Below are 13,773 nucleotides of genomic sequence, written 5' to 3'. Positions count from 1 at the left end.
CGCCTTCGAACCGATTCGGGAGAACAGCATGCGCATCGATCAATCGTACCGGCGCTTCGACATCGCGGCGACGCTGTCGCCGCTACCCGGCAACCGCGCGATTGTGACCGTCGACGTGACGACCGACGATCCGGCCCGCATCGCCGATCTCGGCACCGGCTATTTCCTGCAGGTCAGGAAGTGGGTCGAGTCGAACGATATCGAGCGGCTGACGGTGGTGTTCGACGAGTGCAAGGTCGCGGTCGACCATTACGCGGACAACGTCGACGACGCGTGAGTTCGCGCCGGCTGATGGCGAGCAGGAATACAACGCACCACGCGTCGCGTCAGTTCAGCCGGTACGATTGCGCGCCCGTTCCCGCGAGCGTGCCGCCGTCGACGACCACGTATTCATTGCGGATCGACTTGCCGTCGAACCAGCATTGCAGTATCTCCAGCGTGCCGGCCGCATAACACGCCTGCGCGGACAGCGACGTGCCGGAGATGTGCGTCGTCATCCCGTTGAACGGTGTCGTGCGCCACGGATGATCGGGCGGCGCGGAATGCGTCATGGGCGGCAGCGGCGTGTTGCGCCGCAACGTTGATGACGTTCTACGCCGGTCATGGATCGCGTACAAGCGACCGTCGGTGTTTGCGTGCGCTGCGGGGTCGTCTGTACCTGTTCTTTTCGTGAAGGGCGCCGATAATGGGATCGTTACCTGACTCTGCGGGAGCGATGCCATGTCCGGAAGCGACTCCGCGTCTTCACGCCCTGATCTCGCGCAGGGCATCGCGCTCGACGACATCGCCGACGGCGCCATGATCGAGGGCCATGTCGGCGATGCGTCGGTGCTGCTGGTGCGCCGCGCCGACGAACTGTTTGCCGTGGGCGCGCACTGCACGCACTACGGCGCGCCGCTGGCCGACGGCCTGCTGGTCGGCGACACGATCCGCTGTCCGTGGCACCACGCGGCGTTCTGCCTGCGCACCGGCGAGATGCTGCGCGCGCCGGCGCTCGACGGGCTGCCGTGCTGGCGCGTCGAACGCCGCGATGGTCGTGCCGTCGTGCTCGATGCGCGGCCGGCCGTACCGCCTGCGCTGAATGCGGCGGGCTTGCCCGAATCGGTGGTGATCGTCGGTGGCGGCGCGGCCGCGATCGCGGCGGCCGTCACGCTGCGGCAGGAAGGTTATCCGCATTCCGTCACGCTGCTGAGTGCCGACAGCGATCCGCCGTACGACCGGCCGAACCTGTCGAAGGACTATCTCGCGGGCACGGCCGAGGCCGACTGGCTGCCGCTGCGCGCGCCGGAGTTCTATGCCGACCAACGCATCGACGTGCGGTGCGGCGCGCGTGTCGTGCGGATCGATCCCGCGCAGCATACGGTCGAGCTGGCCGACGGCAGTCGCGTCGGATACGGCGCGCTGCTGCTCGCGACGGGTGCCGAGCCGAATCGGCTGACCGTGCCCGGCGCGGATCTACCGCATGTGTGCGTCCTGCGCTCGCGCGCCGATTGCGATGCGCTGATCGGCAAGCTGACGACGGCACGCCGCTGCGTCGTGGTCGGCGCGAGCTTCATCGGCCTCGAAGCGGCCGCCGCGTTGCGCACACGCGGGCTCGACGTGCATGTCGTCGCGCCCGATGCGCAGCCGATGGCGCACGTGCTCGGCGCCGCGCTCGGCGACACGATCAAGGCGCTGCACGAGTCGCATGGCGTCGTATTCCATCTCGGCGCGACGCCCGCGCAGATTGCGCCGGACAGCGTGACGCTGTCGACCGGCGACGTGCTGCCGGCTGATGTCGTGGTGGTCGGCATCGGCGTGCACCCGAACGTTGCGCTCGCACAGGACGCGGGACTCGCCGTCGAGCGCGGCGTGACGGTGGATCGTTTCCTGCAGACGAGCGTGCCCGGCATCTACGCGGCCGGCGATATCGCGCGCTGGCCCGATCCGCTGACGGGCGAGCGGATTCGCGTCGAGCACTGGGTTGTCGCCGAACGGCAGGGGATCGTCGCGGCGCGCAACATGCTCGGGCAGCAGCGGCCGTTCGATGCGGTGCCGTTCTTCTGGAGCCAGCATTACGACATGACGATCAACTACGTCGGGCATGCGGAGCAATGGGATCGCGTCGAGATCGACGGCGACCTCGGCGCGCACGACTGCTCGATTGCGTACTGGCGCGGCGACACGCGGCTCGCGGTCGTGACGGTGGGCCGCGATCTCGACAGCCTGGAGGCGGAAGCGGCATTCGAGCGGCAGATTGCAGCCGCGTGACGGCGGCCCGGTGACACGTACGAACCTCGAGGCACGATAAGCCCCGGAACTCGCGTACGTTTCTACTCGGCGTTGTCCAGGTGACTCGAATCGATCAACTCCAGGCGATAGCCGTGATTGTAGACAGCTCGCAGCCGAACACCGTTTTCGGGCCCGATTCGCAGCTTGGATCGCACGCGATAGACATGTGTATCGAGCGTACGGGAGATATTGTCGCTATGGCGCCCCCATATCGACTTGATCAGTGCTTCTCGTGGCACCGCGCGACCACAGTTTTGAAATAGCGCAACGGCGACGTTGAACTCTCGGGATGTCAGTTTGATTGCCTCGTCGTTCAGGAATACGGTTTCGGTCGCAAGATCCAGGCGATAACGACCAACGTTGATCGACGACGGTGTCGAGTTGGCTGGATAAGCCCGCCGCAGAAGGGCGCGAACTCTCGCGATCAATTCACGGTGGCGAATGGGTTTGACCATATAGTCGTCAGCACCTGCTTCAAGTGCAACGACAAGTTGGTCCTCGCGCACTCGACTCGTCAGGAACAACACGGGAAGATCTCTCCCGATGCGCGCACGGATCCAGGCGAGGACTTCCAGTCCGGAAATATCCGGCAAGTTCCAGTCGAGAACGACCAGATCGACGGTATCCGTTTCGAGGAAACGTATGGCTTCTGCGCCGTTGGTGGCGCTGCGTACATTGAACCCCTCGGCGATCAGTGTGTCGTGGAGAAGCGCCGCCTGTGCCGGCTCGTCATCAACGGCAAGAATTTTCATTGGCACTATTTTTTCGTGTTGCTCAACTCTGCGCATGCCAACGTGCTTGCATTGGCGTTGACCTATTCGTTAGATCAAAGCGAAAGGAAATCGGAATCTTCTGCTTGGGTACCGTGCTGCCGATGGCAGGATTGATCCCTGAAATAGATTGACATTTCCCCGTAGGGTTTTTGTCAACTTTTATGAACATGAGGGTTTTTGGGGAGGGAGTGACGATGTGTGACAAATGTTGTCAATCACACTTCATCATCGATATAGCATGCGTGGTATGGATGGTTTAGGCAGGTGTGGATGCGCTTTGCATGTGTTTGTGACTTGATCGTTTTGTGAGGCGAAACGAGGCAGGGTTATTAACAGTTTTTGATATAGCGTATTTCACTGCGGTGGCCGGCTGAGGGTGAGCTGAATCGTGTGATTTTCACGGATTGTTGAATCGATCGAAATCCCCAGCGTTTGTGTCGATTGAGCTGCTTCAGGTGGGATATAAATATAAAACCGGTTGTCGTGCTAATCGACATGGCAATCCTGGTGCCGTAGTGATCACGGTTTATGTCGTGAGCTGGGCATCGGTTTTAGTTTCCTTGAGGCGCCTCAAAATATTTCGAATCGGTGTGGTGCGTTGGTCGATCCCGGTCGAAGTGAGATTTCCAGGTCTTGAGCCGAGAGTCGAGTGTTTTCAACGGGATCGACTCGCTTTGGTTTCATTTCCTTCCCTATGTGCAGATTCCGAATATCCGGAAGCTCGTCGACGGATGGTTTTCCGTCACGGCTGCACGGGTGCGCTCCTTCTTTCCTGTTTTCGTCAGGCGGATTGGGTCTCGATGGCTTGGAGGATAGGCCAGAGGTCGAGTCGTGTCACAAAGGTTCGCAATGTGGGCCCGGGTGGCCAATAGACTCTTGGTGAGAGTCGCGGTTTTCGAAATTGAATCCGTCTGAAAATAATTTCGTTGTGGATTGCGAGGCGAATGATTTTGTTCGAACTCGTTTTTATTTAAACAAAATTTAACAAACTGAACCGGGTCATGGCGTTCATGTGTGACCGGGCGAGTAAAGCGGGCGGGGAGTGAGCGATGAACAGGGCGTATCGTTCGATCTGGAATGAATCACTGGGAACCTGGGTTGCTGTATCGGAGCTGGCCTCCGCCCGAGGTAAGCCGAAGAAATCGAAAGTGGTTCAGGCCGCCGCTGTGGCGGTATTGGCGTTGGGCGCGCAAGTTCATGATGCTCATGCGCAGTACGTTGCAAATGCCAGCTCTTCTGCAACACAAGCCGCATCGATCGCCATCGGTAGCTCCGGGGGGGGAACTGCCTCCGCGGGTCAGCAATGGGCAATCGCGATTGGTGGTTACTCTACTGCCAGCAACACTTATTCAGTAGCGCTTGGCGGATATAGTCTTGCGTCCGGGAGTTCCGCTACTGCGCTCGGATGGGCGGCTAATGCTACTGATACAAGCGCTACCGCCGTAGGAGCGAGCGCCACTGCTAGCGGTACTTCCAGCGTCGCTCTCGGAAGCTCTTCCAGTGCTTCTGTTAGCAACGCCGTAGCCATAGGAGCGTCGTCGACAGCAAATGTCACGAATTCGGTCGCACTCGGCAGCAGTTCGGTGACGACCAGTGCACTGACAACTACGAGTGCCGGCACCACCACGGTCAATCCCACGTCGATCGGTGGTCTGACGTTCGGCAACTTCGCCGGCGCCGGCTCGGCAGGCGGCGTCGTCAGCGTCGGCCAGGTGAACTCGGAACGTCGTATCCAGAACGTCGCGGCAGGCCTCGTCAGTGCGACCAGCACCGACGCCATCAACGGCAGTCAGCTCTACTCGGTCGCAAGCACCACGACTTCGAGCATTACGAGCCTGTCGACCTCCGCTTCGACCGGGCTGTCGTCGGCCAATAGCTCGATTTCTTCGCTGTCCACGTCGACTTCGACGGGCATTAGCTCGTTGTCGACCAGTCTGAGCTCGACCAAAAGCTCGGTGTCGTCGCTGTCGACTTCCACGTCGACGGGTTTGTCGTCGGCCAACAGCTCGATCACCTCGCTGTCGACCTCCGCGTCGACCGGTCTCTCTTCGGCCAACAGCTCAATCACGTCGCTGTCGACCTCGACGTCGACCGGCTTGTCGTCGGCTAACAGCGCAATCTCTTCGTTGTCGACCTCTACATCGACGGGCTTGTCGTCGGCGAATAGCTCGATCACGTCGTTGTCGACCTCGACGTCGACTGGCCTCTCGTCGGCCAATAGCTCGATTTCTTCGCTGTCCACGTCGACCTCGACGGGCATTAGCTCGTTGTCGACCGGCCTGAGCTCGACCAATAGCACGGTGTTGTCGCTGTCGACTTCCACGTCGACAGGTTTGTCATCAGCCAACAGCTCAATCTCCTCGTTGTCCACCTCGACTTCGACGGGTCTGTCTTCCGCGAATAGCTCTATCACGTCGCTGTCCACGTCGACCTCGACCGGTCTGTCGTCGGCGAACAGCTCGATCACGTCGTTGTCGACGTCGACCTCAACCGGTCTGTCATCGGCTAACAGCTCGATTTCTTCGTTGTCTACGTCGACCTCGACGGGCATTAGCTCGTTGTCGACCGGCCTGAGCTCGACCAATAGCTCGGTGTCGTCGCTGTCGACTTCCACGTCGACGGGTTTGTCGTCGGCCAACAGCTCGATCTCCTCGTTGTCCACCTCGACTTCGACGGGTCTGTCGTCGGCCAACAGCTCGATCACGTCGTTGTCCACCTCGACCTCGACGGGCCTGTCGTCCGCGAACAGCTCAATCACGTCGCTGTCGACTTCCACGTCGACGGGTCTCTCGTCGGCGAATAGCTCGATCTCTTCGCTCTCGACGTCGACTTCGACGGGTATCAGCTCGCTGTCGACTGGCTTGAGCTCGACCGATAGCACAGTGTCGTCACTGTCGACTTCCACGTCGACGGGTTTGTCATCAGCTAACAGCTCAATCACGTCACTGTCCACGTCGACCTCGACCGGTTTGTCGTCGGCCAATAGCTCGATTTCTTCGTTGTCTACGTCGACCTCGACGGGCCTGTCGTCCGCGAACAGTTCGATCACGTCGCTGTCGACCTCGACGTCGACCGGCTTGTCGTCGGCCAACAGCTCGATTTCCTCGCTGTCCACGTCGACTTCGACGGGCATTAGCTCGCTGTCGACTGGTCTGAGCTCGACCGATAGCTCGGTGTCGTCGCTGTCGACCTCGACCTCGACGAGCCTGTCGTCGGCCAATAGCTCGATCTCTTCGCTGTCCACGTCGACTTCAACGGGCATCAGCTCGCTGTCGACCGGCTTGAGCTCGACCGACAGCACGGTGTCGTCGCTGTCGACTTCGACATCGACGGGCCTGTCGTCGGCGAATAGCTCGATCACGTCGTTGTCGACCTCGACCTCGACCGGTCTCTCGTCGGCCAACAGCTCGATCTCTTCGCTGTCCACGTCGACTTCGACGGGGATCAGCTCGCTGTCTACCGGCCTGAGCTCGACCGACAGCACGGTATCGTCGCTGTCGACTTCGACGTCGACCGGCTTGTCGTCGGCCAATAGCTCGATCTCCTCGCTGTCCACGTCGACTTCTACGGGTATCAGCTCGCTGTCGACCGGTCTGAGCTCGACTGTTAGCACGGTGTCGTCGCTGTCGACTTCGACGTCGACCGGTTTGTCGTCGGCCAACAGCTCGATTTCCTCGCTGTCCACGTCGACCTCGACGGGCATCAGTTCGCTGTCGACTGGCTTGAGCTCGACCGATAGCACGGTGTCGTCGCTGTCGACTTCGACATCGACGGGCCTGTCGTCGGCCAATAGCTCGATCACGTCGTTGTCGACATCGACGTCGACCGGCTTGTCGTCCGCGAACAGTTCGATCACGTCGCTGTCTACCTCGACGTCGACCGGTTTGTCGTCGGCTAACAGTTCGATTTCTTCGTTGTCCACGTCGACCTCGACGGGCATCAGCTCGCTGTCGACCGGCCTCAGTTCGACGGACAGCGCGGTGTCATCGCTGTCGACTTCGACGTCAACCGGCTTGTCATCGGCTAACAGCTCGATCACGTCGTTGTCGACTTCGACCTCGACCGGCCTCTCGTCGGCCAACAGCTCGATCTTTTCGCTGTCCACGTCGACTTCAACGGGTATCAGCTCGCTGTCTACCGGCCTGAGCTCGACCGACAGCACGGTGTCGTCGCTGTCGACCTCGACGTCGACCGGCTTGTCGTCCGCGAACAGTTCGATCACGTCGTTGTCGACCTCGACGTCGACCGGTCTCTCGTCGGCCAACAGTTCGATCTCTTCGCTGTCCACGTCGACCTCGACGGGCATCAACTCATTGTCCACTGGCCTCAGTTCGACGGACAGCACGGTGTCGTCGCTTTCGACTTCCACGTCGACCGGTCTGTCGTCGGCCAACAGCTCAATTTCTTCGTTGTCCACGTCGACCTCGACGGGCATCAGTTCGCTGTCGACGGGCCTGAGCTCGACTGATAGCACGGTGTCGTCGCTGTCGACTTCGACATCGACCGGTCTGTCGTCGGCCAATAGCTCGATTTCTTCGCTGTCTACGTCGACTTCAACGGGGATCAGCTCGCTGTCGACCGGCCTGAGCTCGACTAATAGCACGGTGTCGTCGTTGTCGACCTCGACGTCGACCGGCTTGTCGTCGGCTAACAGCTCGATTTCTTCGCTGTCCACGTCGACTTCGACGGGCATCAACTCGCTGTCGACTGGCTTGAGTTCGACCGACAGCACGGTGTCTTCGCTGTCGACCTCGACGTCGACCGGCTTGTCGTCGGCCAATAGCTCGATCTCCTCGTTGTCCACGTCGACTTCGACGGGGATCAGCTCGCTGTCGACCGGCCTGAGCTCGACCGACAGCACGGTATCGTCGCTGTCGACCTCGACGTCGACCGGCTTGTCGTCGGCCAATAGCTCAATTTCTTCGTTGTCCACGTCGACCTCGACGGGCATTAGTTCGCTGTCGACTGGCCTGAGCTCGACCGATAGCACTGTGTCGTCGCTGTCGACTTCGACCTCGACGGGCCTGTCGTCGGCGAACAGCTCGATCTCTTCGCTTTCCACGTCGACTTCAACGGGTATCAGCTCGCTGTCGACGGGCCTGAGCTCGACCGATAGCACGGTGTCGTCGCTGTCGACATCGACCTCGACTGGCTTGTCGTCGGCCAATAGCTCGATTTCTTCGCTGTCCACGTCGACCTCGACGGGCATCAACTCGCTGTCGACCGGCCTCAGTTCGACGGACAGCACGGTGTCGTCGCTGTCGACCTCGACGTCGACCGGCTTGTCGTCGACTAACAGTTCGATCTCTTCGCTGTCCACGTCGACCTCGACGGGCATTAGTTCGTTGTCGACCGGCTTGAGCTCGATCGATAGCACGGTGTCGTCGCTGTCGACTTCGACATCGACGGGCCTGTCGTCGGCGAATAGCTCGATCACGTCGTTGTCTACCTCGACCTCGACCGGCTTGTCGTCCGCGAACAGTTCGATTTCTTCGTTGTCTACGTCGACTTCGACGGGCTTGTCGTCTGCGAACAGCTCGATCACGTCGTTGTCGACTTCCACGTCGACAGGTCTCTCGTCGGCGAACAGCTCGATCTCTTCGCTTTCCACGTCGACTTCAACGGGGATCAGCTCGCTGTCGACCGGCCTGAGCTCGACCGACAGCACGGTGTCGTCGCTGTCGACTTCCACGTCGACCGGTCTGTCGTCGGCCAACAGCTCGATTTCTTCGCTGTCCACGTCGACCTCGACGGGCATTAGTTCGTTGTCGACCGGCTTGAGCTCGACCGATAGCACGGTGTCGTCGCTGTCGACTTCGACATCGACGGGCCTGTCGTCGGCGAATAGCTCGATCACGTCGTTGTCTACCTCGACCTCGACCGGCTTGTCGTCCGCGAACAGTTCGATTTCTTCGTTGTCTACGTCGACTTCGACGGGGATCAGTTCGCTGTCGACTGGCCTGAGCTCGACCAATAGCACTGTGTCGTCGTTGTCGACTTCGACGTCGACCGGTTTGTCGTCGGCTAACAGTTCGATTTCTTCGCTGTCCACGTCGACTTCGACGGGCATCAGTTCGCTGTCGACTGGCTTGAGCTCGACCGACAGCACGGTGTCTTCGCTGTCGACATCGACGTCGACCGGCTTGTCGTCGGCTAACAGCTCGATCTCTTCGTTGTCCACGTCGACCTCGACGGGCATTAGCTCGCTGTCGACTGGCCTCAGTTCGACGGACAGCACGGTGTCGTCGCTGTCGACCTCGACGTCGACCGGTTTGTCGTCCGCGAACAGCTCGATCACGTCGTTGTCGACCTCGACCTCGACCGGTCTCTCGTCGGCCAACAGCTCGATCTCTTCGTTGTCCACGTCGACCTCGACGGGTATCAGTTCGCTGTCGACTGGCCTGAGCTCGACCAATAGCACTGTGTCGTCGTTGTCGACTTCGACGTCGACCGGTTTGTCGTCGGCTAACAGTTCGATTTCTTCGTTGTCTACGTCGACTTCGACGGGCATCAGTTCGCTGTCGACTGGCTTGAGCTCGACCGACAGCACGGTGTCTTCGCTGTCGACTTCGACGTCGACTGGCCTGTCGTCGGCCAACAGCTCGATTTCTTCGCTGTCCACGTCGACTTCGACGGGCATCAGTTCGCTGTCGACTGGCCTGAGCTCGACCAATAGTTCGGTGACGTCGCTGTCGACTTCGACGTCGACAGGTCTTTCGTCGGCGAATAGCTCGATCTCTTCGTTGTCTACGTCGACTTCGACGGGCATCAGCTCGCTGTCGACCGGCCTCAGTTCGACGGACAGCACGGTGTCGTCGCTGTCGACTTCGACGTCGACCGGCTTGTCATCGGCTAACAGCTCGATCACGTCGTTGTCGACCTCGACCTCGACCGGCCTCTCGTCGGCCAACAGCTCGATCTCTTCGTTGTCGACGTCGACCTCGACGGGCATTAGCTCGCTGTCGACCGGCCTCAGTTCGACGGACAGCACGGTGTCATCGCTGTCGACTTCGACGTCGACCGGCTTGTCATCGGCTAACAGCTCGATCACGTCGTTGTCGACCTCGACCTCGACCGGTCTCTCGTCGGCCAACAGTTCGATCTCTTCGTTGTCCACGTCGACCTCGACGGGCATTAGCTCGCTGTCGACTGGCCTCAGTTCGACGGACAGCACGGTGTCGTCGCTGTCGACCTCGACGTCGACCGGTTTGTCGTCCGCGAACAGCTCGATCACGTCGTTGTCGACCTCGACCTCGACCGGTCTCTCGTCGGCCAACAGTTCGATCTCTTCGCTGTCCACGTCGACTTCGACGGGCATCAGCTCACTGTCCACTGGCCTCAGTTCGACGGACAGCACGGTGTCGTCGCTGTCGACCTCGACGTCGACCGGTCTGTCGTCGGCCAACAGCTCGATTTCTTCGTTGTCGACGTCGACCTCGACGGGCATCAGTTCGCTGTCGACTGGTCTGAGCTCGACCGATAGTTCGGTGACGTCGCTGTCGACTTCCACGTCAACAGGTCTTTCGTCGGCGAATAGCTCGATCACGTCGTTGTCGACCTCGACCTCGACAGGCTTGTCGTCGGCCAACAGCTCGATCTCTTCGCTGTCCACGTCGACCTCGACGGGCCTCAGCTCGCTGTCGACCGGCTTGAGCTCGACCGACAGCACGGTGTCGTCGCTGTCGACCTCGACGTCGACCGGCTTGTCGTCGGCGAACAGCTCGATCTCTTCGTTGTCCACGTCGACTTCGACGGGCATTAGCTCGCTGTCGACTGGCCTGAGCTCGACTAATAGCTCGGTGTCATCGCTGTCGACGTCGACGTCGACGGGCCTGTCGTCGACCAACAGCTCGATTTCTTCGCTGTCCACGTCGACCTCGACGGGCATTAGTTCGCTGTCGACCGGCTTGAGCTCGACCGATAGCACGGTGTCGTCGCTGTCGACTTCGACATCGACGGGCCTGTCGTCGGCGAATAGTTCGATCACGTCGTTGTCGACCTCGACCTCGACCGGCTTGTCGTCGGCCAATAGCTCGATCTCTTCGTTGTCCACGTCGACCTCGACGGGCCTGTCGTCGGCCAACAGCTCGATTTCCTCGCTGTCCACGTCGACTTCGACGAGCATTAGCTCGCTGTCGACGGGTCTGAGCTCGACCGATAGCTCGGTGTCGTCGCTGTCGACTTCGACGTCGACCGGTTTGTCGTCGGCCAATAGCTCGATCTCTTCGCTGTCCACGTCGACTTCGACGGGCATCAGCTCGCTGTCGACCGGTCTGAGCTCGACTAATAGCTCGGTGTCGTCGCTGTCGACTTCGACGTCGACCGGTTTGTCGTCGGCTAACAGCTCGATTTCCTCGCTGTCGACGTCGACCTCGACGGGCATCAGCTCGCTGTCGACCGGTCTGAGCTCGACCAACAGCTCGGTGTCGTCGCTGTCGACCTCGACGTCGACCGGTCTGTCGTCGGCCAACAGCTCGATCTCGTCGCTGTCCACGTCGACCTCGACAGGCATCAGTTCGCTGTCTACCGGCCTGAGCTCGACCAACAGCTCGGTGTCGTCGCTGTCGACTTCGACGTCGACCGGTTTGTCGTCGGCCAACAGCTCGATTTCTTCGCTGTCCACGTCGACCTCGACAGGCATCAGTTCGCTGTCTACCGGCTTGAGCTCGACCAACAGCTCGGTGTCGTCGCTGTCGACCTCGACGTCGACGGGCCTGTCGTCGGCGAATAGCTCGATCTCTTCGCTGTCCACGTCGACCTCGACAGGGCTTTCGTCGGCCAACAGCTCGATCTCCTCGCTGTCCACGTCGACTTCGACGGGCATCAGCTCGCTGTCGACCGGCCTCAGCTCGACCAACAGCTCGGTGTCGTCGCTGTCGACCTCGACGTCGACCGGCTTGTCATCGGCCAACAGCTCGATCTCCTCGCTGTCCACGTCGACGTCGACCAGCATCGGATCGCTGTCCACCGGCCTCAGCTCGACCAACAGCTCGATCCTGTCACTGTCCACCTCGACGTCGACCGGCATCGGCTCGCTGTCCACGGGACTCAGCTCGACCAACAGTTCGATGACGTCGCTGTCCACGTCGACCTCGACCGCGATCGAAGCCGCGAAAACGCATTACTACAGCGTCAACGACGGTGGTACGCAATCGGCGAACTACGCCAACAGCGCCGCGACCGGCCTCTACTCGCTGGCCGCCGGCGTCGGCGCCACCGCGGCGGGCGCAAGCAGTGTCGCGGTCGGTTACGGCTCGAACGCGCAATCGAACGGCGCGGTCGCAATCGGTCAAAGCGCTTCGGCCACAGGCGGCAAGGCCGTGTCGATCGGCTCGGGCAACACCGCGAGCGGCGACGGTGCGGTTGCGATCGGCGACCCGAGCGTCGCGACGGGCACCGGCGCAGTCGCGATGGGGGCGAACGACACGGCGACCGGCACCGGCGCAGTGGCGCTCGGCAACGCGAGCACGGCAACCGGCAACAGCGCGCTTGCATTCGGCAACTCGAGCCAGGCCACCGCGGACAACACGATCGCACTCGGCAACCAGGCCACGGCCAGCGCCATCGGCGCGCAGGCCTACGGCTCGGGCGCCACGGCCAGCGCCACCAACGCACTCGCGTTCGGTTCGAACGCCACCGCGAACGTCGCCAATTCGATCGCGCTCGGCGCGAACTCGGTCACCGGCAACGCGGTCGCGGTGTCGAGCGTCACGGTCGGCGGCGTCACGTACCCGGTCTTCGGCACCAGTCCGGTGGGCGTCCTGAGCGTCGGTGCGCCGGGCGCGGAACGCCAGATCACGAACGTCGCTGCCGGCCAGGTCTCGGCCACCAGCACGGACGCGATCAACGGCAGCCAGTTGAACGCGACGAACCAGGCGGTCAACGCCCTGTCGACAACGACCGCGACAAACGTCGCATCACTGTCGACGGGTATCAACTCGCTGTCGACGGGCCTGAGTTCGACCAACAGCAGCGTGTCGTCGCTGTCCACATCGACCTCGACCGCGATCAACACGCTGTCGACGTCGACGGCGGCCGGCCTCAGTTCCCTGTCCACCGGCCTGAGCACGACGAACAACAACGTGGCGTCGCTGTCGACCGGCGTGACGAACATCAACAACCAGTTGAGTCAGCTGTCCACGTTGATGACGACGAATACGACGAACGCTGCCGGCGTCGCGGCCGACATGAACGGTACCGGCTCCGACAAGCCGACCGTCACAGCGGGCTCGAATTCGGTGGCGATCGGCGCGAATTCGACGGACGGCGGGCGCCAGAACGTGGTGTCGGTCGGCAGCGACACGCAGCAGCGCCAGATCATCAACGTCGCGCCCGGTACGCAGGGCACCGACGCGGTCAACGTGAACCAGCTCAATGCGGTGCAGTCGACGCTGTCGACGGCGCTGTCAGGCCAGCAGGCTCAGATCAACACGCTCGGTTCGCAACTGCAGCAGACCGACCAGATGGCAAGGCAGGGGATTGCCGCGGCGACGGCGCTGACCATGATGCCGCAGGTCGAACCCGGCAAGACGATCAACTTCGCTGTCGGTGTCGCGCGCTTTGCCGGCGAATCGGGCATGGCGTTCGGCGCGAGTGCGCATGTGTCGACCAACGGCATTCTGAAGCTGGGTATCGGCATGTCGGGCAACAACAAGACTTACGGTGCCGGGTATGGGTATAGCTGGTGATGGTGTTGTCAGGCGTCTTGACGCGGCGTGGCAGGCTCAAC

General features: G+C 61.4%; 4 protein-coding genes and 1 pseudogene. 3 read left to right on the top strand and 2 right to left on the bottom strand.

The genetic code is table 11. From position 1 onward, the window contains the following. Positions 1–28: 28 nt before the first annotated feature. Positions 29–277 carry a hypothetical protein gene (locus H3H55_RS35875; protein WP_193102875.1) on the top strand — a complete coding sequence of 83 codons (249 nt, stop codon included), beginning with the start codon at positions 29–31 and terminating at the stop codon, positions 275–277. A gap of 49 nt (positions 278–326) precedes the next feature. On the opposite strand, the pseudogene H3H55_RS35870 reads toward H3H55_RS35875, so the two are convergent. Next, positions 327–539, bottom strand: a pseudogene (locus H3H55_RS35870) (NAD-dependent formate dehydrogenase); the annotation flags it as partial. Positions 540–720: 181 nt separating this feature from the next. Here H3H55_RS35870 and H3H55_RS35865 point away from each other — a divergent pair. Continuing rightward, positions 721–2,250, top strand: coding sequence for an FAD-dependent oxidoreductase (locus H3H55_RS35865; RefSeq protein ID WP_193102874.1), 1,530 nt, complete (start codon positions 721–723; stop codon positions 2,248–2,250). Positions 2,251–2,312: 62 nt separating this feature from the next. Here the strand turns inward: H3H55_RS35865 and H3H55_RS35860 are convergent, their stop codons facing one another. Then, the gene (locus tag H3H55_RS35860) at positions 2,313–3,023 is read right to left on the bottom strand and encodes a response regulator transcription factor (protein ID WP_129517973.1); all 711 of its coding nucleotides are present in this window, start codon (positions 3,021–3,023) and stop codon (positions 2,313–2,315) included. 1,070 nt (positions 3,024–4,093) lie between these two features. Here H3H55_RS35860 and H3H55_RS35855 point away from each other — a divergent pair. After that, positions 4,094–13,732 carry an ESPR-type extended signal peptide-containing protein gene (locus H3H55_RS35855; RefSeq protein WP_193103131.1) on the top strand — a complete coding sequence of 3,213 codons (9,639 nt, stop codon included), beginning with the start codon at positions 4,094–4,096 and terminating at the stop codon, positions 13,730–13,732. Positions 13,733–13,773: the final 41 nt, after the last annotated feature.

This window comes from Burkholderia sp. Z1, from assembly GCF_014893795.1.
Classification (GTDB): domain Bacteria; phylum Pseudomonadota; class Gammaproteobacteria; order Burkholderiales; family Burkholderiaceae; genus Burkholderia; species Burkholderia theae.
This window is presented reverse-complemented; position numbering and strand designations above follow the sequence as displayed.